This is a genomic window from Janthinobacterium sp. GW823-FHT06H09, from assembly GCF_058794735.1.
In genome coordinates this window covers 67,162-94,034 of record NZ_JBXAHC010000008.1, presented here as the reverse complement: position 1 = coordinate 94,034, position 26,873 = coordinate 67,162, and the positions used below count along the sequence as shown (strand labels likewise).

Below are 26,873 nucleotides of genomic sequence, written 5' to 3'. Positions count from 1 at the left end.
TGCGTTGTACAACAGAAACTTCAGCTTAGTCCCAAGAAACACGTCGCACACTGACAACACGCAAGATTGACCATGATTGTGGCAATATGCGGCAAAATGGCGTGAATTGCAGGCCCTGCCGTAAAGCAATGTTCGGTGGCGAACGTTGCGCGATCTGACGCAGGCGGTACACTACTGGTTTTACCGACAGCGGCTCGCCCGTTTTTTCTGCATGCTAGCTATCCTCGAACGCATTGACCCCAACTCCAGCAATATCGACTTGCTGGTGGAATTATTCAACTCATTGCGTCCCAAGCGCCCCCACGACAGCGCTACCGCGATCGCCAACGTGCGCACCCTGCGCCAGCTTCTCAAAGGTAACCCCGCCCAGGCGCGCGCCCTGCACGAATACGTGCTGCGCGTGCTGGCCGCACGCCGCCACGCCAGCCTGTACACGGACATCGGCGTACTGTCGAATAGCGGCTTCTTTACAGAATTAAAACGCCGCATCGCCTACCGCATGCTGCCGCCCGCCCTTGGCGATGAATACCTGAACGACGCGCTCGACCAGGTGCTGTACCTGAAGACCGATTATTTGTGGATCAGCAACGTGCCCGCCACGGACTGGCTGGAACTGTTCGATGTGCTCACCAGCGACGAGGTCGAACTGGCCGTCGGCGACGGCAATATCATGTTGCCAGGGATGCTAGACGCCATCCGCACCCTGTCCTACCGCGTCTGCGCCATGGGCCTGGAACCGGAACTGACGCGTTTCCACAATGAAATCGAAGTGTTCCAGTCGCCGTTCATGGTGCAGAACACGGAAGTGAACGCCTACCTGGATGCCTACTCGAGCCTGCTGCAGGGCGACATCGAGCACATCGAGGACGCGCGCCATTTGCTGGTGATGCTGGACCAGTGCGACGCCGTCATCGCCAAGATCCGCAAGAAGGCGCTGTACCAGGGCACCAGCATTCCCCTCACGTATTTACTGGTGGCGCTGGCGCAGAGCATCGACCGCCTGCGCAAGCTGCTGTTCCTCGTCGACACGAGCGGCGAGCTGCCCGCGTCAAACAACGTGGATATCGACGCCATCACGGTCGACGCCACGCAGGACTTGCTGCACCCGCAGCCCGTCAGCCGCCGCCGCGCAGGCGCCGTGGGGCTGGCGCTGGAACTGATACGCGCGCATAACCACAAATACAAGGTCAGCGACCTGTTTTCCGACAATATCAACTTGCTGGCGCGCAATGTGACGGAAAACGCCAGCCGCACGGGCGAGCACTACATCGCGGAAAACCGCCGCGAAATGGGTGCCATGTTCCTCTCGTCCGCAGGCGCGGGCGTGATCATCGGCTTCATGGCCCTGTTCAAGATATTGATGTCGTATTTGCGCTCGGCGCCGCTGGTCGAAGCGTTCATGTTCAGCATGAATTACTCGATCGGCTTCATGTTCATCCACTTGCTGCACTTCACGGTGGCCACCAAGCAACCGGCCATGACGGCCTCACGCATCGCCGCCGGCCTGCACAGCAAGGATGGCCGGAATATCGACCTCGACAGCATGGCGGAACTGATCAACAAGGTCTTCCGCACGCAAAACATGGCCGTGCTGGGCAACCTGGCGACGGCCATCCCCACGGCGTGGCTGATCGCGCTCGGCTACAAGGCGATCACGGGGCACAACCTGGTATCGCCGGAAAAAGCCATGCATCTGCTGCACGATATCGATCCCATCGGCAGCCCCGCCATCTTCTACGCCATGATCGCGGGCGTGTGCCTGTTCGTGGCGGGCCTGATTTCCGGCTACTACGATAACCAGGCCCTGTACACGCGCTGGGCGCAGCGCATCGCGCAATTGCGCGGCCTGGGCCGGGTGATCGGCCAGGAGCGCTTGCAGCGGCTGGGCCTGTACCTGGAAAACAACCTGGGCGGCCTGATGGGTAACTTCTATTTCGGTATTCTGCTGGGCTCCATCGGCACCCTCGGCTTTTTGATCGGCCTGCCCATCGATATCCGCCACATCACCTTCTCGGCCGCCAACTTTGCAACAGCCCTGGTGGGACTCGACCACAACATGAGCTGGCAACTGGCCGTCAAGTCGCTGTCGGGCATCTTCGCCATCGGCACGGCCAACCTGCTGGTCAGCTTCGGCCTGGCCCTGTGGGTAGCCCTGCGTTCGCGCCAGGTGCGCTTCAAGCACGGCATGCAATTGTTGAAAATCCTGGGCAAGCGTTTCCTGCGTTCGCCCATCGTCTTCTTCTTTGGTTCGAAAAACCCGCCGCCACTGGCGCTGGCCGATGATACGGCAAACCTGTCACTGACAAACAAGGCTCAAAAATGACCGCTAGGCGCATGCAACCCTGTCTCACCGCCCTCCTGCTGTGCTGGACCCTGGCTGCATGCGCTTCGCTGCCCAATGTCAAGAACCTCAACACCACCCTCGAACCCGTGGCCAAGCCCAAGGTGATCACGGGCAAGGGCGCCGTGCTGAACGTCAACAGCCGGGCCGCCCTGCTCAACAAGCGCTGGGCCAAGTCCGGCATGGACTTGAAGACCCAGGCCGCGCTGGAAGAGGCGGCCACCGGCGTGCCTCTGATCAAGGGCAACAAGGTAACCCTGCTGTTTGACGGCCCGCAAACCATGGCCGCCATGTTCGAGGCCATCAGCGACGCCAAGACCAGCATCAACCTGGAAACGTATATCTTCGACCAGGACCCGCTGGGCCTGAAGTTTGCCGACATGCTGATCGAAAAGCAGCAATCGGGCGTGACGGTCAACGTCATCTACGACAGCGTGGGCACCATCGGCGTGCCGCAAGCGTTTTTTGAGCGCATGCGCGCGGCCGGCGTGCGCCTGGTGGCCTTCAACCCCGTCAATCCGGCCAAGCTCAAGGGCGACGACTGGAAGATCAACAACCGCGACCACCGCAAGGTGCTGATCGTCGACGGCAAGACAGCGTTTACGGGCGGCATCAATATCAGCGATACCTATGCGAAAAGCTCGCTGTTCCGCTCGAAATCGAAGCCCACCGACAAGAAGGACGTGGGCTGGCGCGACACGCACGTGAAAGTGGAAGGCCCGGCCGTGGCCGCCTTCCAGTGGCTGTTCATCCGCACCTGGGCCCAGCAAGACCAGGCAGACTTGCCTGACGCCAATTATTTCCCCGTGCTGTCCGAAGTGGGCGACAAGCTGGTGCGCGTGGTGGCCAGCGAGCCGGAAGGCGGCTTTGAAATCTACAAGGCCTACATCCTTGCCATCCAGGAAGCAAAGAAATCGATCCACATCACGTCCGCCTATTTCGTGCCCGACCAGCAGACGGTCGACGCGCTGGTCGCGGCCGCCAAGCGGGGCGTAGACGTCACCGTGGTGCTGCCCGGCGTGTCCGACAGCGGCCTCGTGTTCCATGCGGGACACGCGCTGTACGACCAGCTGCTGGCCGGCGGCATCCGCATTTTTCACTTGAAACTGGCCGTGCTGCACGCCAAGACGGCCGTCATCGACGGCGCCTGGTCGACGGTGGGCTCGACCAACATCGACATGCGCAGCTTCCTGCACAACAGCGAGCTGAACGTGATCGTGCTGGGCGACAGCTTCGGCAGGGAAATGGAAAACGCCTTCCAGGAAGACTTGCGCGACTCGGAAGAGATCACCAAGGCGAAATGGGAAACCCGGCCCATCTCCGACCGCATGAAGGAATGGGCGGCCCGTTTCATGAATTACTGGTTATAAGCACGGATGAGGCGACTGGATATTTGCACAAATATGCACTATATTGCACCAATAGTATGACGATCGTCGTACTGCTCATATCTGGAGTGAACCACCATGGGAACCGTGCGCAAGACCATTACCTTGACGGACCAGCAGGACGACTGGATCAAGGCGCAAATTGACGCCGGGCGCTATACGAACGACAGCGAATACATCCGCGACCTGATCCGGCGTGAACAGGAACGCAGCGCCGAACTCGATGCGATCCGCGCGGCGCTGGTGGAAGGCGAGGCCAGCGGTGAACCCCAGCCTTTCGACGCCAGGGCTTTCAAGCAGAGAATGCTGGCAGCGCATGGCTGAATACCGGCTGACGCCCGCCGCCGAGCATGATCTTGAGGCGATCTGGGCGTATACGTCGCAGCGGTGGGGTGTGCAGCAGGCCAGTCTTTATCTTGACAACATGACGGCAGCCTTCGATGACCTGGCACGCGCGCCCGAGACGGCACCGGCATGCGAGCAGATTCGGCCCGGCTACCGGCGCCGCAAAGTGGGACGGCACATGATTTATTTCCGCATCACTCACTATGGCATTGCCATCGTCCGCATTTTGCATGACCGCATGGATGCGGCACGCCATCTGTAATTAAAACATCATCGATCACAGCGGTCGCAAGCTGGCCCACACGCCGCCCTGGCGTTCGAACGCTTCCGTACTGACCTTTTCAAACTCGGCGCGGTCTTCATTCCAGCTGTAGCGCTCGACCCGGATACAACTGTTTTCCACGCGCAGCACATTGAAGGAGTTCGACTCGCCCCTGCCCCGCGTGGACGTGGCCGTGCCCGCCTGCACCATCAGGGCCGCGTAGCCGGCGATCTTGTAGCGCTCGGCCGTGTTGCCCGCCACGCTGGCATGCAAGTGTCCCGCCAGCAATAAATCCACGCCGCATTCGGAAAACATTTGCAGCGCCTGCGGCGCGCGGTCCACCAGATCGTCTTCATCGAAGTGCTCGGGCAAGTCGAATGGATGGTGCGTGACGATGATGCGCGTCAAACCGGGCGGCAAGCGGCCCAGGCGTTCACGCAGGAAATCGATCTGCTCGTGGCTGATGCGGCCATCCTTGAACGTCAATGAACGGGCCGTGTTGATACCCAGCACGGCAATTTCCTCGTCCACATATTCGGGCGACAAATCGTCCGTCACGTGGCGCCGGTACTTCACCAGCGGCGTCAGGAAGCGGGAAAAGACGTTATACAGGGGCACGTCATGGTTGCCCGGCACCACGATCTGCGGCCCCGGCAAGCTGTCGAGAAAGTGCCGCGCCTGCTGGAATTGCACGCTGCGGGCGCGCTGCGTGAGGTCGCCGGAGACCACCACCACATCCGGTTCCAGGCGCTCGACCAGCGCGCGCAAGGGCGCCAGCAAATCCCCGTCGACCCGGCCGAAATGCAAATCCGATAAATGCACGATGGTACGCATGGCGTTCTCCTAGCTGGCGGCGGGCACGGACGCCGGCACTATCACTTCGAGCGCGGCCGTGCGGATGCGGTAGCGCAGCGGCGTATTCATGACGGTCACTTCGCCATCGGTAGCCACGCGCAGGCGGCGGTGTTTCGTGGCGATTTCCAGGTCGGTGGCCGTCAGCACATCGAAATCCTTGGCCTGCGACAACTTGCCGAACAGCGCGTGCAGGGCCAGGCGTACGAGGCCCAGGCGGCCCGGACGCTGCGCCACGTACAGGCTCAGCTGGCCACCGTTGAGGCGTTCGCGCTCGCCGATATTCAAGCCTTCCATCCGGTATTCATTATTGCCGATGAAGACGAAGGGCGTGCGCCGCGCATGCACGGCGTCGTTGAGTTTCAATTGCACGCTGAGAAAGGGATAGCGGCGCAAGGCGGCCACCAGCGCCCAGCTGAAGGCCAGCCACTTGCCCCGTCCCAGCCGCCGCTGCTGCTTTTCGCGGTCGCGCACGATATCGGGATACAGGCCCAGGCTGGAATTGTTCAGGAAGATGCGGCCATTGACTTCCCCCACGTCGACCTGGTGCGGCACGCCCTGCGCCACGTTGGCAATCGCCGCATCGAGGTCAAGCGGGATATTCAAATCCTTGGCGAAGTGGTTCAAGGTGCCCAGCGGCAAGACGCCAAACGGCGTGCCGCTGCCGACGACGACGGACGCGACGGCATTGATGGTGCCGTCGCCGCCCCCGGCCACGACGATGGGCGCGCCATCGCGCAGGGCTTGCTCGGCCGTGGCGATCATCTCGGCCCCGCTTTGCGCCAGGGTGATGGCGGCGTCGAGGCCCACGGCCAGGAATTGCGCTTCGAGCTGCTGCGCCCAGTCCGGCGCATAGCCGCAGCCGGCGCCCGCGTTGATGATGACGGCGATTTTGCTCAGGATCGTTCCCCTTATGTGGTTTGCCGGATGTGCCGGCGGCGGCGCAGGGTCGACACGCCGGCGATACAGATGGCCAGCCAGCCATAGCTTTCCGCCATGGCCGCCAGCACATCGCTCAGGTAATGTGCGCCCAAATAAATGCGGCTGAAGCCCACGAGCGACGCCATCAGGAATGCGCCCAGCGCGATACCGATGCGCTTGCCCCAGGCGCCCGGCGCCGTCTGGCAAATCAGGTAGGCGGCCAGCAAGCCATACAGGGCTGTCGAGGTGGCCGTATGGCCGCTGGGAAAGCTGTACGTGCTCAAGGCCGTCTGCAGGATGGGCTCGTCAAAGCTGGGCCGCGCGCGCACAAAAATGTACTTTAACAGCAGGTTCAAAAACATGACGCCCGGCATGGTGATGACCAGGGTAAACAGCCAATAGTCAGCGCCCTTGCGGTGCAGATACCAGCCCAGCAAGACGGCCAGGGTGATGGCGCCGATCACGCCATGCATATGCGTGACGACCAGCAGCACGCTGGTGATCCACGGCACGGCATGCCGGTTGAACCACTGCGCCACCTGCAGGTCGATCACGGTGATCTGCTCCATGCCCATCACGGCTTCGGCGATCTCGTGGAAGACCACGATGGCCACCAGCATCAAGGCCACGCCGACCGTCATATGCAGGCCCAGCTCGCCTTCGGGCGACAGGCGCGCCTCGACGAAGCGGCGCAGTTTCATGGTCACGCCCATGTCATTTTTCTCTTGCAAACTGATCTCTCTTTCTTGTTCCTGGCGATGATCAAAAAAACCACACCAGCAAAAAAATACTGTTTATTCATACAGTAGCTGTGTATTCATACAGTAGTTATGCTATTCTGATGACTCGTTCAACACATCTCCCTCAAAGGAATTGTCATGGCAACATTGAATAGCGGTTTTGGCTCACGGTTCGGCCTGGAATACGCCCCAAGCTCTTTCCTCGTCCGCATGGGCAAGCGCGAAATCCTCGTCTGCCGCGACTTCCGCAAGCGCTACTACACCGTCAATCCCTTGATCGAGTGCGGTACGGGCATCGAGCCGGGCTATGTTGAAGTGCTGCTGATGCGCCGTTGGCTCCTCATTTTATCCAAGGCGCATTAAGAATGACTTTAAAACAAGGTGCTTGCACTCTGTTTTGAAGTCTGCTCCGCCCGGCCACGCCGGGAGCGCGCCAGTACCGGCCAGCGGCAACGCTGGCCGACCCCTCATTACTGCGTGCGTTCCTGTGCGGCCGGGCTGGCAGGTGTATTCGCGCTTGTCTTGACAGGCGCCGCCTTGTCGAACACATTCGCCTCGTACCACAAGGTCACGAACAGCACCATCACGACGGGGCCGATGAACAGGCCCACGAGGCCCAGGGTTTCCACGCCGCCCAAAATGCCGAACAGCACGGCCAGGAAAGGCAAGCGGGTAGCATTGCCGATCATGCCGGGACGCACGAAGTGATCGGCCACGAACAGCACCACGGTGCCCCATGCGGCCACGCCGATGGCGGCGCCTACATTGCCCTGGAACACCAGCAAAGCGGCCGCGCACAGGTAAGCGAGCGGCGCGCCGAACGGGATGATGGCCAAAATACCGGTGGCGAACGCCCACAGGGCCGGCGACGGCAAGCCGGCAATCGCATAGGCGAAGCCGATCAGCACGCCTTCGGCCAGGCCCACGAGCACCAGGCCATTGACGGTGGCGCGGATGGCCGTGGGGATCTTTTGCGCATAGCGGCCCCAGCGTTCAGGACGCAAAAAATGGCTGCCGACGGCCGTGATCTGGCGCGTCAGCGCTTCGCCATCCTTGTAAAAGAAAAACAGGCATAGAAAGGCCAGGCCGAAATCGACCAGGCGGTGGAAGACGTCCGCGCCCAGCACCTTGAGCATGTCGCGCGCGGAATGAAAACCGCCCACGGCGCTGCCCGCAAAGAAGTGACCGAGGCCGTGGGGCTGGCTCAGGGTGGCTTGCCACCAGTCGCCGATGGCGCTGCCGGCCAGCGGAATATGCGCCACCCAGTCCGGCACGGGCAAGCCGTCCGTATTCGCATGGACGACGAAATTGGCCAGCACGGGCACTTCGCGCGCCGCCTGCGCCACGCCGAACAGCACGGGGATGATAAAGATGCAGGCGAACGCCAGGGTCAGCACGGCGGCCGCGATGATGGTGCGCTGGCCCAGCGCCGCGCGCACGCGCAGGTACAGGGGCCAGGTGGCCACGCACAGGATGCCGGCCCACACGAGCGGCAAAAAGAAACGCTGCATGACGAAGGCCGTCACGGCGATCAGGGCCAGGGAAAAGCCTGCGCTGACGATGTCGCGCTGGGTATCGGTCATACCACTCCATTCGTGCCCCGCACACTTTAAAGGTGTACGGGCTTATAGCGCCTAACAAAACCGTAGCGAGCGGAAGGAAGTTGTGGCTGAGAAGCGCAACTGTACGAAGGTACAGTGAGCATCGCAGGCCGCAAATTACGACGCGCAGTAGGTTTTGATAGGTGCTAGGCTACGCGCCAGTTGCGCAGGCGTAGCGTAACACGGAGCCATGGCGATTTATACGAGGCCCAGCTCCACCGGTTTGACGCCGGCAAACACGTGCTCGAGTTGCGCCGGCGTCAAACCGAAGGTGCGGCGCAGCAAGCCGCCCAGCACGGCGCGGTATTCATTGAACACGGGCATGTCGCGGTTCTGGAACAGCGTCGCCTGCGACATCGCCACTTGCTCACCCGCCACCTGCTTGCCCTTGATGCCGCCGCCGAGCACCCAGAACACGCTGCCGTGGCCATGGTCCGTGCCGCGGTTGCCGTTTTCGCGGAAGGTGCGGCCAAATTCGCTGACGACGACGACGACGGTATTGCGCCATTCGCTGCCCATTTCCTGCGAAAACGCGGCCAGGCCCCGGCCCAGTTCGTCGAAGCGCCCCGCCAGGTAGCCATTCGCGCCGCCCTGCCCCACGTGCGTATCCCAGCCGCCCACGTCGACGAAACCAAGGTTGTATTTGTCCTTCATCAAGCGCGCGATGCGCTGCGCTTCCAGTTCAAAGCCCTTGGTACTGATGGCGTTGCGGTTGGCCGCCTGCATTTCTCCCGTCAATTCCCGGCTCACGTCCTCGCGCACGGCAAAGCCCGCGCTGACCGGTTGCTGCAGAGGCGTGCCCTTGTACATCGCCGCGATGAGCTGGCTTTGACGCGCATCGATACCGGACTTGCCCACGGAGCGCAGCCCCATGTTCGGCACTTGCACGCCGCCCTGGAAGATCAGGGGCAGCTGGTCCGTGAAGGAAATGGCGTGCTTGCCGCTGTTGAGGCTTTGCGCGAGCCGGTTCAAAAAGCCAGAACGGAAATCGCGGCGCCCGCCCAGTTCCTGTCCCAGTTCGATGCTGTCCTGCGTCTCGAAATGGCTGCGCGTCAAATCCGTCGTGCCGGCAAACGGAATGAAGGCCGCCTCGCCGCCCGTGAACATGGGATAGATGGTCTCGCGCAAGGCCGGATGCAGGGCCCAATCGCTATTCAAGGCCAGCGCGCCGTTGTCCGCACCCGGTTTCGCGATGGCGATATTCGGCCGCGATGCATAGTAAAAATCGCTGCCGATGGGCACCAGCAGGTTGTTCGCGTCATAGCCGCCGCGCAGGAAGACGAACAGCAGCTTCGCATTCGTGGCGGGCGCGGCCAGCAAGCCGCCCGCGTGCGACAACAGGGGCGCGGCGGCCAGGGCTTTCAACAGGTCACGACGGTTCATGGCGATCCTTTCAATCTAGCGGTGCATCATTTCCGGCGAAGAGAGCAGAAATGTATTCCACTCCTGCGGCGAGGCGGCCTGTTCCAGGGCCTGGCGCGTGGCGGGACTCAAGGTCGGCTGTAGCGACTGGTAATACAGGGCGCTGGCCAGCTGGGGAAACGCGACCTTTTCCTGTGGCTGCGGGCCGTCCGTCTTGAACAGGCCGGCGCTGCCCGAACCGATGGTGCGGGCGATATCGAAACGCGTCGTCATCTGGCCGGGGCTGGCCCAGGACGCATCCGTGAGCGGATAGCCGTCCGGCGTCTGGCGCCCGTACAGGGGCTGTCCCATGCGCGCGAGCCAGCTCAGCATGGGACCGGCGTTCAGGATGGGCTTGTCGTCATAGCTGAGGCGCACGGCCGACACCACATAATGCATGGGATCCTTGAATTTCTTGCCCAGCGACTGCCTGAACTCGGGACTGCTGAACATGGTCTGCAACACGTCGGCGATCATGCCGTCGCTGTGCTGGAAGGTGGCCGCCATGCGCGCCACCAGCGCTTCGGGAGGGTTATCTCCCACGAAATACTGGGCCAGCTTGCCGCTGATAAAGCGCGCGGTGGCGGGACTGCGGCTCAGGCGGTCCAGCGCTTCATCGAGTTCGGCCAGTCCCCGCCCCTTCACCGTTTGCCCGAGGAATTGCTTATCGCCGTAATCGTGGCGGTTCGGATTGAATTCGAACAGGCCCCGGCGCACGTATTGCGATTGCAGCGCCGGTTTCACCTTCGGCGTATCCGTGCCCAGGTTGACGCCCACGCCGGTGAGGATACGCGCCAGTTCCTGCACGTCGGTCTGGCTATAGCCCCCGTTCACGCCCAGGGTATGCAGCTCCATCAGCTCGCGCGCATAGTTTTCATTGATGCGCTTGACGGCATTGGCTTCATTATCGAGGTAGCGCAGCATGGCCGGGTGGTGGACGGTCGCGCCCAGCAAGTCGCGGAATTTCCCCAGGGCATGCGGCGCGATGGCGTTCGCCTCGTAATCGCCGACCATGGCGCGCAAGTTGTGCTTGCCCTGGTGCACGCTGAAATGGTTGAGCCAGAACCAGCTCAGCTGCTGCTGCAGCTGGTTCGGCGAATACACGTCCAGCAACAGCGAGCGCGTGGCCGCCTCGCGCGCCAGGCGGTTCAGTTCCTGCTGGTACTCCTTTTGCGCTTGCTGCTTCGCCATGTCGTCCATGACGCCGGCCGACTCCTTGCGCTTTTGCTCCACGGACATGACGAGCTGGTCGAGCGGCACCTGGCTGATGGTCATGGCGTCGATCTGCGCCTGCACGGCGGGCGGCAGGCTCGTTTTGCCTGGGTGTAACTGCGCCTGCAGCCAGGCGTTCCAGCCTTCCTTTTGCAACTGGCGCACGCTGCCGCCGTTCACGCCCCAGCTGACGCGCTCGAGCATCGCGATGCCTTGCGCGGCATTGTCGGGCGCGGCGACGGCATGCTGCGCGGCCGGCGGCGCCGTCGCGGCACAGCCGGCCAGCAACAGCAGGGATATCAAGGTCGTCGGCAATAATCGGTTCGGGCTCATGGCAATCTTTCAAGCGGTTTCAACCAGAATGCCTGAGGGTACGCCCAGGTTGACCCGCGCATGATTGCCATTTGCAACGAGTTGTAATCAAGCGGGCGTGTTCGCCAGCCGATCGCGCGCGGGCGCGGGTACGTTAGCAATGAACAATCTCGGATAAAATGTTATCGAGAGAATGGCGTACTGCAATGGCAGCTGCGTATTTTCTCTTAAACCAGACATTATCCATACAATACGTCCACATTAAAAAGAAATGAAAATATTATTTATCGCCGCATTGGGAATCTTATCGTTCATTCAAACGCCCTTATCCTTCGCCGAGAATCTGAATGGAAAAACCCTGTATGTGCAGCGATGTGCCGTGTGCCACGGAGCAGAGATCAAGGGAACCGGGCCATTGGCGAATAAAAGCAATCCCTCTACACCGGATCTGACAACGGCCGCTTTTAAAAAACGCCTGAAGGATTATCCGGGCGTGATCGTATCGTCCGTCATACTGCGCCCGAATGGCGATTTGATTCCAAAGACCTTGAAAGAGAATGGCGTCAAGATCGCGCCATACGCCTGGCGGGTAAAGGATTTTCGCGATTTGAATCAATACATGAGTGATGTGATTTTCAAAAACCGCTGATCTTGAAATCAGCGGAGTACACCTCGCGCAGGAATACTCCGAAATCAATCATGCTGTTTGAATAACTCCACGCACTGATCCCGCAGGAAGTCGCGCAACTGCAGCACCAGCGGCGTCACTTGCGCCCGGTGCGTGCAGACCAGGTGCAGGGGCGTCGCCTCGCCCGCCACGTCGGGCAACAGCGCTTGCAGGCGGCCGGTGGCCAGGTCGCCAGCCACGTCGAGCCGCGATTTGTAGGCGATGCCCAGGCCCGCCACGGCCCAGCGGCGCACGAGGTCGGCGTCGTCGGCGCTGCGGTTGCCGCTCACCTGCACGGTGACTTGCTCGCGCTGGGGCAAGCGGTAAAAGGTCCAGCGGTCGTGCAAGCCGTCTTCCAGCGCGAAGCGCAGGCAATTGCGTTGCGACAAGTCTTGCAGCGCCAGCAAGGGGCCATGCTCGCGCAGGTAGCCGGGCGAGGCCACCAGCACCCTGTCGTTGGCGGGCGCGATGGGCATGGCGACCATGCTCGAATCGTCTTGCTGGCCATAGCGGATGGCCACGTCGACTTGCTGACGCACCATGTCGGCCACCCGGTCGCTGACGCTGAGCTGGTAGTGCAGTTTCGGATGGCGCGCCTGGAATGCGTCCAGCCAGTCCAGCATCAGGTTGCGGCCCAGGTCGGAAGGCATGGCAATTTTCAAGGTTCCGCCGAAACTGTCCTTGCCGGCCAGCAGTGCGTCATGGCCCGCGCGCAGCAGGCGCAGGGCTTCGCGCGCATGCTCGAGATATTGCGTGCCTTCCGGCGTCAAGCTCAGCGAACGGGTCGTGCGGGCCAGCAGGCGCAAGCCCAATTCCCCCTCCAGGCGCTTGACGGCGGCGCTGGCCAGCGCAGGCGAGATGCCGATCTCGCGCGCGGCCGCCGACAAACTGCCCCGGTCAGCCGTGCGGACAAACACTTGCAAGTCATCGAGTCGCAGCAATTTTCAGCATTCCTTTGAAAGTGTTTCGGTACGCGCCCTCTTTTACCGCGGCGTGAAAATGGCCATGATACGTCATCAAGCCTGTATGGCGTAGGTCGGATGAGGTCCAAAGGACCGTAATCCGACAACATTGTTGGCGTGGCCGATGGTGGTGTCGGATTACGCGCGGTACAGCCGCGCTAATCCGACCTACCCGACTCCATCACTGTTTTACCAAAGGAAGAATATGAAAGCCATCGCCTACCACCACAGCCTGCCCATCACGGATGCCGACGCCCTGCTCGACATCGAGCTGCCCGTTCCCGCCGCCACCGGGCGCGACCTGCTCGTCGCCGTCAAGGCCATTTCCGTCAATCCCGTCGACACCAAGGTGCGCCAGAACCGCGCGCCGAAAGACGGCCAGCCGGAAGTGCTGGGCTGGGATGCGGCCGGCGTCGTCACGGCCGTCGGCCCCGACGTCACCCTGTTCCAGGTGGGCGACAAGGTCTGGTACGCGGGCGCCATCAACCGCCCCGGCAGCAACAGCGAATTTCAATTAGTCGACGAGCGCATCGTGGGCCACATGCCGGCCAGCCTCGATTTCGCCCCGGCCGCCGCCCTGCCGCTCACGGCGATCACGGCGTGGGAATTGCTGTTCGACCGCCTGCAGATCAGCCGCGACAAGAATCTGACCGGCAAGTCGCTGCTCGTGATCGGCGCGGCCGGCGGCGTCGGCTCCGTGCTGGTGCAACTGGCGCGGCAGTTGACGGGCGTCACCATCATCGGCACGGCCTCGCGCGCGGAAACGGCCGATTGGGTCAAGCAACTGGGCGCCCACCACGTGATCGACCACAGCCTGCCGCTGGCCGCCGAAATCACGCGCCTGGGCTTGCCGCCCGTCGATTACGTGATCAGCCTGAACCAGACGGACAAGCATTTCGAGCAGATCGTCGAACTGATCGCGCCGCAGGGCAAATTCGCCCTGATCGACGACCCCGAGCACATCGACGTGCGCAAGTTCAAGGGCAAGAGCGTGTCCTTGCACTGGGAACTGATGTTTACCCGTTCGCTGTTCCAGACGGCGGACATGGTCCAGCAGCACGCCTTGCTCGAGGAACTGGCGCAGCTGGTGGACGCCGGTATCATCAAGACCACCGTGGCCGAGCGCTTCGGCACGATCAACGCGGCAAATCTGAAGCGCGCGCATGCCCTGCTGGAAAGCAATACGGCCAAAGGCAAGATCGTCCTTGAAGGGTTCTAAACTCAGGTAATCAGAATGGCCCGGAAATCATTGACATTCGTCAATGTCGGGCCCGTGATCACACTATCTCCCAGCGCCTGGAAGAAGCCGTGTCCATCGTTGTTGTCGAGGCTATCGCGGGGCTTGATGCCCTGCGCCCAGGCACGCTGCAGGGTGTCGGGCGCGAGATAAGCGCCGGCGATGTCTTCCTGGCCGTCGACGCCATCCGTGTCGCCCGCCAGCGCGTGGATGCCCTCGTATCCGTCCAGCGCGATGCCCAGCGCCAGCAAAAATTCCACGTTGCGCCCGCCGCGGCCCTTGCCGCGCACGGTGACCGTCGTTTCGCCCCCCGACAGCAGCACGCACGGGGCGGGAAACGGCTGGCCCCGCATCGCCGTTTGCAGCGCGATGCCGGCCATGACTTTGCCCACATCGCGCGCCTCGCCTTCCAGGCTGTCGCCCAATATATACGGCGTGACGCCGGCAGCGCGCGCCACGGCCGCCGCCGCCTCGAGCGCCATCTGCGGCGTGGCGACCAGGGTCGTGCGCGTGCGCGCCAGCCGTGGGTCACCGGGTTTCACGGATTCGCCGCGCCCGCTTTCCAGCGTTTTTCTTATGCTGTCCGGCAAGTCCATGCCATAGCGGCGCACGATGGCCAGCGCATCCTCGCACGTCGTCGCGTCGCCCACCGTGGGGCCGGAGGCGATATCGCCGAGCTTGTCGCCAGGCACGTCGGAGATGGCCAGAGTGATGACTTGCGCCGGATGGCAGGCGGCTGCCAGCCGGCCGCCCTTGATGGCGGACAAATGGCGGCGCACGCAATTCATTTCGCCGATGGTGGCGCCCGACGCCAGCAGCGCGCGGTTCAAGGCTTGCTTGTCTTCCAGGGGGATGCCGTCCAAAGGCAATGCCAGCAGCGACGAGCCGCCGCCCGAGATCAGGCACAGCACCGTGTCGTCCGCCTGCAAGTTGCCCACCAGGTCCAGCATGCGCCGCGCGGCCGCCATGCCGGCCGCATCCGGCACAGGATGCGACGCTTCCACGATCTCGATGCGTTCACAGGGCACGGCATAGCCGTAGCGCGTGACGACCAGCCCCGACAGCGGCCCCGGCCAATGCCGCTCCACGGCTTGCGCCATGGCGGCCGACGCCTTGCCGGCGCCGATGACGATCAAGCGTCCCCTGGGCGCGGGCGGCAGATGGGGCGGTATGCAGTGCGATGGCTGCGCCGCCTCGACGGCGGCATGGAACATGGCTTGCAGCAAGGCGCGCGGCGCGGGGGGCGTCGTCATGGTGTTCTCCTCGGGTATCCGAACCCGATCATAGCAGGGACGGCGCTGCCCAGAGACTACAATGGCGGCTTGATCACGAACAGGAATGCAATGAGCGACGCCATCGAATGGACCAGTCTTGCCCGCACTTTCGGGCTGTTTACCGTCACGGCCGTGGCTGAACTGCTGGGCTGCTACCTGCCCATGCTGTGGTTGAGCAACAAGGGCAGCGCCTGGCTGCTGTTGCCGGCCGCCCTCAGCCTGCTGATCTTCGTGTGGCTGCTGACCCTGCATCCGGCCGCCAGCGGCAGGGTCTACGCCACGTATGGCGCCGTCTACATCGCCACGGCGCTGGGATGGCTGTGGCTGGTGGACGGCGTCACGCCCGCCTGGACGGATGTGACGGGCGTGGGCCTGGCCTTGGCCGGCGCCGCCGTGATTGCCATGGGGCACAAGGCGACGTAATTACGCCGCGTGCTGGCGGAAATTCGTTTCCGCCGACCATGCCGCGCTGGCGCGGGCCAGCAGTACGGCTTCGCCATCGGCCAGCCAGTCGTCCGCGTCGGCAATCTTCCACATGGCTTGCAGCAGCTTGCGGCGCAAGTCCGGGTCCGTGATTTCATCGAGCAGGCTGTCGATCACGCCATGGGCCAGCTGCACAGCGCCATGCACGGTCGACGTCAGCATGTCGTCGCACAAGTCTTGCAACAGCTGTTGAAAAGCGGCCGGCGCCAGGTCGATATGTTCGAGGATCTTGCTGCGGTGCATGGCTTGCAGCTCGGCGCTGGCCAGGTTGCCATCGACCACCATCATCAGGGCCAGAATACGTCCCGCTGCCTGGGGACTGTTCGTTGCATAGGTACGCATAGTTTTTCTTCCATTGTTGGTTTAAAAAGCGCGCCACCGCCGTGCGGGGCGCGCCGTATCGCTGTTAAATTCGCTGTTTTACTTCTTGTCGCTGCGGGTGATGAACACGCTCGCCACGCAGCTCGACACGATCAGCACCGCCACCACCAGCAGCGACGCTTCGACGGGCACGTGGTACCACGGCATGATCAGCATCTTGGCGCCGATAAACACGAGCACCATCGCCAGGCCATACTTGAGCATGTGGAAGCGGTCAGCCACGTCCACCAGCAGGAAGTACAAGGCGCGCAAGCCCATGATGGCGAACAGGTTCGACGTGAAGACGATGAACGGGTCCGTCGTGATGGCGAAGATCGCCGGGATCGAGTCGACCGCAAACACCAGGTCCGTCACCTCGATCAGGATCAGCACCAGGAACAGCGGCGTGACATAGCGCAAACCGCCCTTGGCCACGAAGAAACGCTCGCCGTGGTCGCCGTCCACCACCCGCAAGTGGCGGCGGGCAAAGCGCAGCACGGGGTTGTTCGCCACATCCGGTTCCGCATCGGCCGCCACCAGCATGCGCATGCCGGTAATCAACAGGAAAGCGCCGAACAGGTACAGCACCCAGCTGAACTCGCTCACCACCCATGCGCCGGCCATGATCATCACGGCGCGCATCACGATCGCGCCCAGCACGCCGTAGATCAGCACGCGGCGCTGGTACTGGATCGGCACCTGAAAGGCGCTGAAGATCAGCAGGAAGACGAACACGTTATCGACGGACAGCGCTTTCTCGATCAGGTAGCCGGAGAAAAACTCCAGCGCCTTCTGGTTGGCGATCTCGGGACCGGCCGTGCCGTTCAGATACCACCACAGGCCGCCGTTGAACAGCAGGGCCAGGCTGACCCACACGAGCGACCACGTCGCCGCTTCCTTGACGCCGACCTTGTGCGCCTTGTTGCCGCCGAAGACGAACAGGTCCAGCGCCAGCATGAACAGGACGAATACGATGAAGCCGGCCCACATGGGTGCCGTTGCAATACTCTCCAGGCCATTCATCGGCGGCCTCCGCAACTGTCTGTCTCTATCCTGATGCCCATGGCACTCTCCTTGCATGAATTGAGCAGTCATCATAGGCTGAATATAAACATCGAACAAATCGAATATAATTTACGAATACATCGAAAAATTCGATGTATTAATTTTACCGGGAACAAACATGTCCACACTCAACTTCAAGCACTTGCGCTATTTCTGGATGGTGGCCAAGACGGGCAGCATCGCGCGCGCGGCCGAGCAGCTGCACCTGACGCCGCAATCGATTTCGGGCCAGCTCAGCGACTTTGCCGACACCCTGGGCGTGGAACTGTTCCGCCGCAGCGGGCGCAAGCTGGAATTGACGGAGACGGGCAGGCGCATCCTCAGCCATGCGGAAGAGATTTTCAGCACGGGCGACGAATTGCTGGAAATCGTGCGCGACCAGTCGCGCACGGCGACGACCACGTTTCGCGTGGGCTGCGCTGATTCCGTATCGAAACTGATCGCCTGCCGCCTGGTCGAACCGGCGCTGGGCCTGGCCGAACCGCTGCGCATGATCTGCCGCGAAGGCCGGCTGGCCAGCCTGCTGGCGGACCTGGCCGTGCACCGGCTGGACCTGATCATCGCCGACCGCCCCATGCCGTCCCATTTGAGCGTGCGCGGCTACAACCACCTGCTGGGCGAAAGCGGCATGACCCTGTTCGGCACGCCGGCGCTGGCCGCCACGCTGGAAGGCGGCTTTCCGCTATGCCTGAACGGCGCGCCGCTGCTGCTGCCGGGCGAGGATTTCGCCATCTATGGCCGCCTGCTGCAATGGCTGGGCGACAACCACCTGCACCCGCGCATCGTGGGCGAGTTCGACGACAGCGCCATGATGCAGGCCTTCGGCCAGTCCGGCGCCGGCCTGTTCTTCGCCCCCACCGTGATCGCGCCCCAGGTGTGCGAACAGCATGGCGTGGTGGCGCTGGGCCGGGTCGACAGCCTCGTCGAGCAAGTGTACGCGATCACCACGGAACGCCGCCTGAGCCACCCCGCCACCGTCGCCATCAGCCAGAGCGCGCGGCGCGAACTGTTCGTCTAGGCGCCGGCCCTATTCGGCGCTGACCACCACCTTGCCCGGCTGCCCGACTTTCATGTGCACTCGGCACGCGATGACGGCAGCCTGGTCTAGGTGCTGGCGGGAGCTTCTGTTGCCAGCCGTCCACAGATAATCAGACGAAATACATTTGAACAAATATATCTTTATAATGGCACTCCTCCCCGACGCCCTGCGCGCCCCTTCCTGGACTTGCCGCAATGAAGCACTTGCACGACATCCCCTCTGCCTTCAAGCATGAATTTGCCAACCCGCGCCTGTGGTGGTCGCGTGCCGTCGTCGTCGGCATGGCCGCCGTCGCGGGCCTCGTCGTCGTGGGCTTTTCGTGGCTGGCGGAAACAGCACTCGATTGTTTTCTCTTTTTTAACGGCAAGGCCTGGTGGTTCGCCCTGCTGTGGACACCCGCTTGCGCCGCCTTGCTCGTCTGGCTGACGCGCCGCTACGCGATGGGCGCGGCCGGCTCCGGCATCCCGCAGGTGATGGCCACGCTGGACCCGGCCGTGGCACCCGAGCAGCGCTCGCTGTTCGTGTCCCTGAAACTCAGTGCCGCGAAAATAGTCCTGACTGCGGGCGGCTTGCTGGGGGGATTGTCTCTGGGGCGCGAAGGGCCGTCCGTGCAGATCGCCGCCGGCGTGATGCTGGCCGCGCGCCGCTGGCTGCCGCGCCATTCGCAGGTGAGCGCCCATTCGCTGCTGGTGGCCGGTGGCGCGGCCGGCATCGCGGCTGCCTTCAACACGCCGCTGGCGGGCGTCATGTTTGCCATCGAGGAATTGTCACGCTCGCCCGAGCAGCGCAACAGCGGCCTCATCGTCGCCGGCATCGTGCTGGCCGGCATGATGGCCGTCTCCATCCACGGCAACGCCACCCATTTCGGCATCATCCACCCCGGCCCCATCGGCCTGGCGCTGGCCCTGCCAGGTTTATTGGTCACCCTCGTGGCGGGCGTGGCCGGCGGCCTGTTTGCGCGGCTGCTGCTGGCATCCGCCCGGGGCAATCCGCTGGGGAAATTATCGGCGTGGAGAACCAGCCGGCCAGTGCTGTTTGCCGCCGTCTGCGGTTTGCTGGTGGCGGCCATCGGCATCGCCAGCCACGGCGCCACGTTCGGCAGCGGCACTGTGGCCACGCGCGCCATGCTCGAAGGCGCGTCCGAGACGACGCCCGCCTTTGTGGCCTTCAAATATGTGGCGACGTGGCTGACCGTCTGGTCGGGCGTGCCGGCCGGCATCTTTGCACCGTCCTTGGCCATCGGCGCCGGCATCGGGCATGACATCGCGCAATTGCTGCACTATCCGCATGCGCCCGCCCTGATCGCGCTGGGCATGGTGGGATTCCTGGCCGCCGCCACGCAGGCGCCGCTGACGGCGTTCATTATCGTCATGGAAATGGTCGATGGCCACGGCATGGTGCTGAGCCTGATGGCCTGCGCCGTGGTAGCCAGCACCGTGTCGCGCGTGCTCAGCGAGCCGCTGTACGGGGCGCTGGCGCAGCTGCAGCTGCAACGGCTGCCGCAGGCCAGCCGGGATACTACATCGTAAACGGAAACGGCTGCATGCCCGCCTGCCTGTCATCGGGGGCGACGACGGCCAGCAAGGCGCTCAAGCCCTGGTTCAGGTGCGCCAGGCTGTCGGTGTCCAGCTGGGCCAGCGCGCTGGGCAGCAAGCCGCGAGCCGGCTGCGGCGCGCCGGCGATCACGGCTTGCCCTTCCGCCGTCAGGGTGAGCGTAACGACGCGCTGGTCGGGCTGGTCGCGCGCCTTGCGCACATAGGTTTTTTTCACCAGCGCCTCGACCAGGTTGCTGGCCGTCGTCTGGTGTATCGACATCTTGCCGGCCAGCTCGCCCATGCGCAGGCCCGGCCGCTCTAGCAATTCCTGCATCACCCACAGTTGCGCGCCAGACACGCCGCATTGCTTCTCGATCTGCGCCGAGTGCCGCTGCGCCGCGCGCATGACGACGCGCATGTTTTGCAAGGCCATGCCCTGCGCCCGGGCCACCGCCGAAATGTCCGCTTCCACCACCATTGCCTCCGTTATCGTACCGGCTGCGCGCCTGCTGGCGGGCCGGAATCCCTGCATGATACCTGCAAAGGCGGGGGGATTCCTAGCGCATGGGGACTGGCTCTCCAGCTTGCCAAGCCTGCTCCAGCACCAGCTTGCCGGCCGGGTCCCACTGGCGCTCGATGCCCTGTTTCTTGTCATGTTCATACGGCACGACCTGCTGCGGGCTACCGTCCGCGTACCAGGTCTGCAGCAAGCCATGGCGCTCGCCGTCGCGCATGGGCGTGACACTGGCGCGCACGCCGTTGTCATGCCATTGCGTCACGTCGCCCTGCTCGCGCCCTTGGGCATCCTGCTGCCAGGCAACGGTCGGCTGGCCATTGCTGCCCCACTTCTGCATGCTCAGCAGCTTGCCCTTGCGGTACAGCGCTCTCTGCGCCAGTTGGCCATTGTCATGGCTGTCGAACGACCAGCCGTCGGGCTCACCATGGCGCCACGTCATGCTGGCGAGTACCTTGCCGTCGGGCGCCAGGGTGACGGCCTCGCCATCCTGCTCGTCATGGATGAAATGGCTGCGCTGGAACAGCTTGCCGTCGGCGTAAAACAATTGCTGCAGCCCATGCATCCTGCCGCCTTTCAGGAAGGCGCGGCTGCTCACCTTGCCATTCGGGCCATACGACACATACTCGCCATCGGCCATTTGCTGGCCGTGGTAGCGGATGCGGTTCATCAGCTGGCCATTCTCATGGTAAGACTCGACAATACGGTCGCGCCCGTTCGGCAGCACGGTCACCTTTTGCTTGAGCTGGCCGTTGTCATAGAACGACGTGCCGCGAGCCGGCGCCTGCGCCTGCGCCGCCACCGGCAGCACCGTCATGAGCGCTGCCAGCAGCGCCAGGCGCATTTTCTGTGCATACCGCATGCCGCCCCCCCCTACTGCGCGGCCACCGGCTGGCCATCGTGCCACGCCTGCTCCAGCACCAGCTTGCCCGTCTTGTCCCACTGGCGCTCGATGCCGTGCTTCTTGCCATGTTCATACGGCACGATCTGCCGCAGGCTGCCGTCGCTGTACCAGGTCTGCAGCAAGCCGTGGCGCTGGCCTTCGACAAACGGCGTCACGCTGGCGCGCACGCCGTTGGCATGCCAGTCGGTCGTGTCGCCGTGGTCGCGCCCCTGCACATCTTTCTGCCACGCAAACACGGGCCGGCCATTCGGGGTCCACGTTTGCAAGCTGAGCACGGCACCTTTCTGGTACAGCGTCTTGTTCGACACGACGCCATTGCCATGGCTTTCAAACGACCAGCCATCGGGCTGGCCGTGCACCCAGACGGTCCTGGCGAGCACCTTGCCATCCTCGGCATACATGACAAACTCGCCTTCGCGCTGGCCATCGACGTACCGCCCCTTGCGGTGCAGCTTGCCATCGGCATAAAACGATTCCTCCACGCCATCCATCTGCCCATTGCGCCGATACGAACGGCTGCTGACGGCGCCATTCGCGCCATACGACACATGCTCGCCATCGGCCATCTCGTCGCCGTGGTACAGCGTGCGGCTCATCAATTGGCCGTTCTTGTGATACGTTTCCGAGATGCTGTCGCGCCCGTTCGGCAGCGGCGTGACCTTCTGCTTGACCTGGCCATTCTCGAAGTACACGCAGCCGCCCAGCAGCTCCTCGCCCTGGGCATTGAAGTAGGTTTCGCGCAGCAGCTGGCCATTCTCGTAGTAATACTTGCGAAACTTTACGAACCTGATCTGACTCAGGTCCAGATCCGTGGCATAGGTTTCAAAGGCCAGCACGCCCGGCGTGTCGGGAAATTCGAGCCGCACATGCCAGGCGCCCAACGCCTCGTCGCGCACGGGCGGCGTGCGCAGCGCATACACGGCGCGGCGCTGGTTGCTGGGCATGAAATTTTCATCCAGATACATGGTGTGGTCTTCCTCCTGCAAGGTTGGCGTTGGCATTTGCCCTTCGGGCTGTTCCTGAGCCGCCAATGGCAGGGCTGCGCCCATGCCCAGCGCGGCGGCCAGCAGCCAGCGCATCGTCTGTTGCATCGTCTGTTGCATCCTCATGTTGCTGTTCATGTTGCTTTGCGGCCACTATCATAAAGGCAAGCGCCGTTCGCCATGGGCACGATTGCCGCCCCAACAATAAAAAACCGGGACCAGACCTGCTGGTCCGGCCCCGGTCCGGGGACATGCGCTGGCGCGGCAAGCGCGCCACACATCAGCCCATGCCATCCTTGACAGGCGACAACTGGCTCGCATGCAGCCGCGCATACGCGCCGCCCTGTTGCAGCAAGTCACCGTGGCTGCCCGACTCGACCAGGCGGCCGCCCTGCATGACGACGATGCGGTCGGCGCTTTCGATGGTGGATAGTCTGTGGGCGATGACGATGGTGGTGCGGTTGCGCATCAGCACTTCCAGCGCCGCCTGCACGGAGCGCTCCGACTCCGTGTCCAGCGCGCTGGTCGCTTCATCGAGCAGCAGGATCGGCGCATCCTTGTACAGCGCGCGCGCGATGGCCAGGCGCTGGCGTTGCCCGCCCGACAGGCGCGAACCGTTCTGGCCCGCCTGGGTCGCGTAGCCTTGCGGCAGCTGCATGATGAAGTCGTGCGCATACGCGGCGCGCGCCGACGCTTCGATGCGGGCCATGTCCGGGGCCGGGTCGCCATACGCGATATTCGCCGCCATCGTGTCGTTGAACAGGATCACATCCTGGCTGACGAGGGCGAACTGGCGCCGCAGGGCCAGCAAGGAGTAGTCGCGCACGTCGACGCCGTCGAGCAGGATCCGGCCGCCGCTGACGTCATAGAAGCGCGGCAGCAGGCCCAGCAAGGTCGTCTTGCCGCCGCCGGAGCCGCCCACCAGGGCCACCGTTTCGCCGGCGCGGATGTCGAGCGTGATATCGCTCAAGGCCGTGGGCGCATCGGGATCGTCGCTGTTGTAGCGGAAGTGCACGTTCTGCAGAGACAGATTGCCCTGCACGGCGGCCGGGGCGATGGTGCCCGGGTCCGGTTCCAGCGGCGTGTCGATCAAACCGAAGACGGACTCGGCCGCAGCCAGGCCCCGCTGCAGCGGCTCATTAATTTTCGTTAAATTCTTGATCGGCGACTGCATGGCCATCAGCGCGCCCATGAAGGCAACAAAAGCGCCCGGCGTGATGGCGCCGCTTTGCGCGCGCAGCATGGCGAAATAAATCACGGACGACAGGGTAATGCCGACGAGCATCATGATGAAGCCGGAATTCATGGCCGAGGTGGCCGCGTGCTTGACGGCCAGCTGGCGGTTGCGCTTGACGACGTTGCCGAAGCGCGCCTGTTCATAGTCCTGCCCGCCGAAGATTTTCACCACGCGCTGGCCGCCGATGCTTTCATCGAGCACGGACGTCAGCTCGCCCACGGCTTGCTGCGAACTCTTGCTCAGGTGGCGCATGCGCCGTCCCGCCAGGGTCACGACGATGGCGACGATGGGCATCGAGGCCATGCAGAACAGGGCCAGTTTCACGTCGATGCTGAACAATAAAATCAGGTAGCCGACGGTGGCGACGGAATCGCGCACCATCACGTTGAGCACGTTCAAGCCCGCCTGCGACACCTGGCTGGCGTCGAAGGCCACGCGCGACTGCGTCAGGCTGGTGGTGGTGGTGTCGAAAAAGCGGCTGGGCAGGCGCATGATGGTGGCGAACATCTTTTCGCGCAAATCGGCCTGCACCCGGCTCGATAGCCAAACGGAACCGTAATCGCCGGCAAAGCTCGACACCATGCGCAGCACGGCCAGGCCCAGGATGGTGGCGGGAATCACCCACAGATCCACCTGTCCCGCCTGTGCCGGCAAGAAACGGTCGACCCAGCCCTGCAGCATGCCCATCACGCCAGACGCGGGCGCGACCTGCGTGCTGGCCGTCGTGCGCATGGCGTCGACGACGTTTTGCAACTGGCGGATTAACAACACATCGGTGGCGGACGCCACGCCCACGGCCAGCAAAGTGGCGGCAACGATGGCGCCATAGCGGCGAAACTGGCCGGCCAGGCGGAAGAACAGGAGGCGACTTTGCTGCATGCAGGTGAGAAAAGTAAGGGTAAAACGTGATTCTAACCGCTGCCAGACTCACCTATGAGAAAGTCGTCACCTTGCCGGCGCAGGACCGGCAAGGAAAACACGGACGATCAGCTCTTCGCCACTTTCCACACGGCCGTGCCAGCCTTGCAGACTTTCAGCTTGAGGGTCTGTTCCTGGCCCTTGGCGTTCAAGCCCACCTGCACCTTGCGGCAGGTTTGCGCGTCCGTCTTTTCCGTGTCGCTGGCCGTGATGTCGGCGGCGATGCGCACGGAATTGCGCAAGCCTTCATTGCTCCATTGCACGGTTTCGCCATCCTTCTTGTCGTTGAGCACGTCGGTGACGGCTTTCACGAAGACGGGCTTGTCGTTCTTGTTCAGGTAAGCCATCGGCGTATCGGCCAGGAAACCCAGGCCGACGGCGGAAGCGGAAGCGCACAGGACGGCGCTGCCGAGGATCAGTGCGGAAAACAGTGGTTTGGTAGGGATACGCATCGTAAGACTCCTGGTAAGAAAATAAATAAGGGCAATTGTACGGGCAAGCCGTGCTTTACCGGAATCGGCTGGCGAAATACCGCCCGTTTCAACAGGGCGGCCGCGCGACAGATCGGCAGCATGCTCCGTGAATTTTCATGACCAAAGTTCCTATCTCCATTGCCGGGGCTGCCACTATGCCACCGTGACGGCGGAAACACGGGGCAAGTCTACCGTCTGGCAAGCCGATGCTACATTTTTTTCCGTAAAGCAAGTGCACGCTTGACTTGCCGCCGCTGCGGGCATTCAATGGCAATGGTTACTAATCATTAACTTTATCTGCTGCCACGCTCCTGGCGCGGCAGCGATGAAAGGATGGCGCGATGGCCTTGGCACAAGAACAGCATCTGGCGGACACCTGGCAGACGGGTGGCTTGAAGCCGCGCGCCTGCGACTGCGGTGGCACCGTCTTCACCATCCTGCACCAGCGGGTGATGGCGGACATGCGGCGACGGCAATTTCTCGGTGGCACGGCCGCCATGCTGGCGCCCTTCATCGGCTTGTCCACCAGCAATGCCATTGCCCAGCAGCCGCAAGCAGCCGAACGCCCCCTATTGCTGACCAATCTGAGCCTGTTCGACGGCACGGGCAAGGCGCCCCGTTCCGGTATCCACGTGCTGGTGACGGGGGCAACTATCACGGCCCTGCTTCCGGCCGGCGAGAAAGTCGAGGGTGCGCAAGTGATCGATTGCCAGGGCAAGCTGGTGATGCCGGGCCTGATCGACGCCCACTGGCACACCATGCTGGCCGCCATCAACCAGGTGACGGCCATGACGTCCGACGTCGGCTATTTATATCTGGTGGCGGCGCAGGAAGCGCGGCGCACCCTGCTGCGGGGGTTCACGTCCGTGCGCGATCCTGGCGGCCCCGCCTTTGCATTGCAACGCGCCATCGATGAAGGCATCGTCGACGGTCCGCGCATCTTCCCGTCGGGCGCCATGATTTCGCAAACCTCGGGCCATGGCGACTTCCGCATGCGTTCCGATATCCCGCGCGCGGCCAACGCGCCGCTGGGCATGGCGGAAACGGCCGGCATGGCCATGATCGCCGACGGCGAAGCGGAAGTGCTGCGCCGCGTGCGCGAGCAGCTGATGCTGGGTGCGACGCAGATCAAGATGATGGCCGGCGGCGGCGTCGCCTCGATGTACGACCCGCTCGACAGCACCCAGTATTCGGAACGCGAACTGCGCGCCGGCGTGGAAGCGGCCGCCGACTGGGGCACGTATGTGATGACCCACGTCTACACGCCGAAAGGCATCCAGCGCGCCATCCGCGCGGGCGTGCGCAGCATCGAGCACGGCCAGCTGGCCGACGACGAATCCGCGCGCATGATGCGCGACACGGGCACGTGGTGGAGCCTGCAACCATTCCTGCAAGATGCGGATGCGAATGTGTATCCTGACGCGGCGCGCAAGGCCAGCCAGGCCATCGTCTCGGAAGGTACGATACAAGCGTATGCGCTGGCGCAAAAGTACGGCATCAAAACGGGCTGGGGCACGGATATCCTGTTCAACGCGAAAAACACGCCCACGCAGGGCCGCCAGCTGGCCAAGCTCACGCGCTTTTACGATCCCCTGACCCTGCTGGCGCAGGCGACGGGGCAGAATGGACAATTGCTGGCCCTGTCTGGCCAGCGCGCGCCCTACCCGGGCACTTTGGGCCGCCTGGCCGTGGGCGCGCTGGCCGACTTGCTGGTGGCCGATGGCGACCCCGCGAAAAACCTCGATTTCCTCGCGCATCCCGAGGAAAGCCTGTTCCTGATCATGAAGAACGGGCGCATCTACAAGGACAAATTGAGCGCGCCACTGGCAGGCTGAAGGCGGGCGCGT

Annotated in this window: 26 protein-coding genes; 11 read left to right on the top strand and 15 right to left on the bottom strand. The window is 63.1% G+C overall.

The window, feature by feature from the left end; translation table 11 throughout:
* Positions 1–211: 211 nt before the first annotated feature.
* From AC1Q6X_RS15285 to AC1Q6X_RS15270, 4 genes are all read left to right on the top strand, one after another.
* Positions 212–2,323: a site-specific recombinase gene (locus AC1Q6X_RS15285; protein WP_070225020.1), complete on the top strand. Its 2,112-nt coding sequence runs from the start codon at positions 212–214 to the stop codon at positions 2,321–2,323.
* An 11-nt stretch (positions 2,324–2,334) separates the two neighbouring features.
* A complete protein-coding gene (gene cls / locus AC1Q6X_RS15280) occupies positions 2,335–3,711 on the top strand; it encodes a cardiolipin synthase (protein WP_492497730.1) in 1,377 nt (458 codons plus the stop codon).
* 96 nt (positions 3,712–3,807) lie between these two features.
* Positions 3,808–4,053: a type II toxin-antitoxin system ParD family antitoxin gene (locus AC1Q6X_RS15275; protein ID WP_070224900.1), complete on the top strand. Its 246-nt coding sequence runs from the start codon at positions 3,808–3,810 to the stop codon at positions 4,051–4,053.
* Complete coding sequence (locus tag AC1Q6X_RS15270) at positions 4,046–4,336, top strand: type II toxin-antitoxin system RelE/ParE family toxin (protein WP_492497729.1); 291 nt, start codon at positions 4,046–4,048, stop codon at positions 4,334–4,336. Before AC1Q6X_RS15275 ends, AC1Q6X_RS15270 begins: the two co-directional genes overlap by 8 nt.
* Before the next feature lie 15 nt (positions 4,337–4,351).
* On the opposite strand, the gene AC1Q6X_RS15265 is transcribed toward AC1Q6X_RS15270, so the two are convergent.
* The 3 genes from AC1Q6X_RS15265 to AC1Q6X_RS15255 are packed head-to-tail and all read right to left on the bottom strand — an operon-like array spanning position 4,352 to position 6,840.
* Complete coding sequence (locus AC1Q6X_RS15265; RefSeq protein ID WP_492497728.1) at positions 4,352–5,170, bottom strand: metallophosphoesterase family protein; 819 nt, start codon at positions 5,168–5,170, stop codon at positions 4,352–4,354.
* Positions 5,171–5,179: 9 nt separating this feature from the next.
* A complete protein-coding gene (locus AC1Q6X_RS15260; protein ID WP_492419611.1) occupies positions 5,180–6,088 on the bottom strand; it encodes a diacylglycerol/lipid kinase family protein in 909 nt (302 codons plus the stop codon).
* A gap of 11 nt (positions 6,089–6,099) precedes the next feature.
* Positions 6,100–6,840 (bottom strand): phosphatase PAP2 family protein, encoded by a 741-nt coding sequence (locus AC1Q6X_RS15255; protein WP_492497727.1) that lies wholly within the window; start codon positions 6,838–6,840, stop codon positions 6,100–6,102.
* A 147-nt stretch (positions 6,841–6,987) separates the two neighbouring features.
* Between AC1Q6X_RS15255 and AC1Q6X_RS15250 the strand changes: the two genes are divergently transcribed.
* Positions 6,988–7,212: a hypothetical protein gene (locus AC1Q6X_RS15250; protein WP_010396348.1), complete on the top strand. Its 225-nt coding sequence runs from the start codon at positions 6,988–6,990 to the stop codon at positions 7,210–7,212.
* A 107-nt stretch (positions 7,213–7,319) separates the two neighbouring features.
* Here AC1Q6X_RS15250 and AC1Q6X_RS15245 read toward each other — a convergent pair whose 3' ends face one another.
* The 3 genes from AC1Q6X_RS15245 to AC1Q6X_RS15235 all read right to left on the bottom strand — a co-directional run bounded on the left by AC1Q6X_RS15245 (position 7,320) and on the right by AC1Q6X_RS15235 (position 11,396).
* Positions 7,320–8,432, bottom strand: coding sequence for an AI-2E family transporter (locus AC1Q6X_RS15245; RefSeq protein WP_070224896.1), 1,113 nt, complete (start codon positions 8,430–8,432; stop codon positions 7,320–7,322).
* Positions 8,433–8,648: 216 nt separating this feature from the next.
* On the bottom strand, positions 8,649–9,833 hold the full coding sequence (locus AC1Q6X_RS15240) for a DUF1501 domain-containing protein (RefSeq protein ID WP_492497726.1): 1,185 nt from the start codon (positions 9,831–9,833) through the stop codon (positions 8,649–8,651).
* Between the two features lie 15 nt (positions 9,834–9,848).
* Positions 9,849–11,396: a DUF1800 domain-containing protein gene (locus tag AC1Q6X_RS15235; protein WP_492497725.1), complete on the bottom strand. Its 1,548-nt coding sequence runs from the start codon at positions 11,394–11,396 to the stop codon at positions 9,849–9,851.
* Positions 11,397–11,646: 250 nt separating this feature from the next.
* Here AC1Q6X_RS15235 and AC1Q6X_RS15230 point away from each other — a divergent pair, with 250 nt between their 5' ends.
* Positions 11,647–12,024, top strand: coding sequence for a c-type cytochrome (locus tag AC1Q6X_RS15230; protein ID WP_492497724.1), 378 nt, complete (start codon positions 11,647–11,649; stop codon positions 12,022–12,024).
* A 44-nt stretch (positions 12,025–12,068) separates the two neighbouring features.
* Here the strand turns inward: AC1Q6X_RS15230 and AC1Q6X_RS15225 are convergent, their stop codons facing one another.
* Complete coding sequence (locus tag AC1Q6X_RS15225; RefSeq protein WP_492497723.1) at positions 12,069–12,983, bottom strand: LysR family transcriptional regulator; 915 nt, start codon at positions 12,981–12,983, stop codon at positions 12,069–12,071.
* 226 nt (positions 12,984–13,209) lie between these two features.
* Here AC1Q6X_RS15225 and AC1Q6X_RS15220 point away from each other — a divergent pair, with 226 nt between their 5' ends.
* The gene (locus tag AC1Q6X_RS15220; protein ID WP_492497722.1) at positions 13,210–14,223 is read left to right on the top strand and encodes a zinc-binding alcohol dehydrogenase family protein; all 1,014 of its coding nucleotides are present in this window, start codon (positions 13,210–13,212) and stop codon (positions 14,221–14,223) included.
* A 2-nt stretch (positions 14,224–14,225) separates the two neighbouring features.
* Here AC1Q6X_RS15220 and AC1Q6X_RS15215 read toward each other — a convergent pair whose 3' ends face one another.
* Positions 14,226–15,494 (bottom strand): glycerate kinase type-2 family protein, encoded by a 1,269-nt coding sequence (locus AC1Q6X_RS15215; RefSeq protein WP_492497721.1) that lies wholly within the window; start codon positions 15,492–15,494, stop codon positions 14,226–14,228.
* 90 nt (positions 15,495–15,584) lie between these two features.
* Between AC1Q6X_RS15215 and AC1Q6X_RS15210 the strand changes: the two genes are divergently transcribed.
* Positions 15,585–15,938 carry a YnfA family protein gene (locus tag AC1Q6X_RS15210; RefSeq protein WP_492497720.1) on the top strand — a complete coding sequence of 118 codons (354 nt, stop codon included), beginning with the start codon at positions 15,585–15,587 and terminating at the stop codon, positions 15,936–15,938.
* On the opposite strand, the gene AC1Q6X_RS15205 is transcribed toward AC1Q6X_RS15210, so the two are convergent.
* Together AC1Q6X_RS15205 and AC1Q6X_RS15200 are read right to left on the bottom strand one after the other, a co-directional pair.
* Entirely contained in the window at positions 15,939–16,340 is a 402-nt protein-coding gene (locus AC1Q6X_RS15205; RefSeq protein WP_070312983.1) for a TerB family tellurite resistance protein, read from the bottom strand.
* A gap of 78 nt (positions 16,341–16,418) precedes the next feature.
* Complete coding sequence (locus tag AC1Q6X_RS15200; RefSeq protein ID WP_492497719.1) at positions 16,419–17,381, bottom strand: TerC family protein; 963 nt, start codon at positions 17,379–17,381, stop codon at positions 16,419–16,421.
* Between the two features lie 160 nt (positions 17,382–17,541).
* Between AC1Q6X_RS15200 and nhaR the strand changes: the two genes are divergently transcribed.
* Entirely contained in the window at positions 17,542–18,441 is a 900-nt protein-coding gene (nhaR, locus tag AC1Q6X_RS15195) for a transcriptional activator NhaR (protein WP_230505880.1), read from the top strand.
* Positions 18,442–18,656: 215 nt separating this feature from the next.
* The gene (locus AC1Q6X_RS15190) at positions 18,657–19,991 is read left to right on the top strand and encodes a chloride channel protein (RefSeq protein WP_492497718.1); all 1,335 of its coding nucleotides are present in this window, start codon (positions 18,657–18,659) and stop codon (positions 19,989–19,991) included.
* Here AC1Q6X_RS15190 and AC1Q6X_RS15185 read toward each other — a convergent pair.
* The 5 genes from AC1Q6X_RS15185 to AC1Q6X_RS15165 form a co-directional block, all read right to left on the bottom strand.
* Positions 19,981–20,475 carry a MarR family winged helix-turn-helix transcriptional regulator gene (locus AC1Q6X_RS15185; RefSeq protein WP_492497717.1) on the bottom strand — a complete coding sequence of 165 codons (495 nt, stop codon included), beginning with the start codon at positions 20,473–20,475 and terminating at the stop codon, positions 19,981–19,983. The genes AC1Q6X_RS15190 and AC1Q6X_RS15185 overlap by 11 nt on opposite strands.
* A 79-nt stretch (positions 20,476–20,554) precedes the next feature.
* On the bottom strand, positions 20,555–21,373 hold the full coding sequence (locus tag AC1Q6X_RS15180) for a toxin-antitoxin system YwqK family antitoxin (RefSeq protein ID WP_492497716.1): 819 nt from the start codon (positions 21,371–21,373) through the stop codon (positions 20,555–20,557).
* 11 nt (positions 21,374–21,384) lie between these two features.
* On the bottom strand, positions 21,385–22,506 hold the full coding sequence (locus AC1Q6X_RS15175) for a toxin-antitoxin system YwqK family antitoxin (protein WP_492497715.1): 1,122 nt from the start codon (positions 22,504–22,506) through the stop codon (positions 21,385–21,387).
* A 172-nt stretch (positions 22,507–22,678) separates the two neighbouring features.
* Entirely contained in the window at positions 22,679–24,514 is a 1,836-nt protein-coding gene (gene msbA / locus AC1Q6X_RS15170; protein WP_492497714.1) for a lipid A export permease/ATP-binding protein MsbA, read from the bottom strand.
* Positions 24,515–24,621: 107 nt separating this feature from the next.
* Complete coding sequence (locus AC1Q6X_RS15165; RefSeq protein WP_492497713.1) at positions 24,622–25,005, bottom strand: hypothetical protein; 384 nt, start codon at positions 25,003–25,005, stop codon at positions 24,622–24,624.
* Between the two features lie 362 nt (positions 25,006–25,367).
* Here AC1Q6X_RS15165 and AC1Q6X_RS15160 point away from each other — a divergent pair, with 362 nt between their 5' ends.
* Positions 25,368–26,861, top strand: a complete 1,494-nt coding sequence (locus tag AC1Q6X_RS15160; RefSeq protein WP_492497712.1) for a metal-dependent hydrolase family protein — start codon at positions 25,368–25,370, stop codon at positions 26,859–26,861.
* The last annotated feature ends 12 nt before the right edge of the window (positions 26,862–26,873 follow it).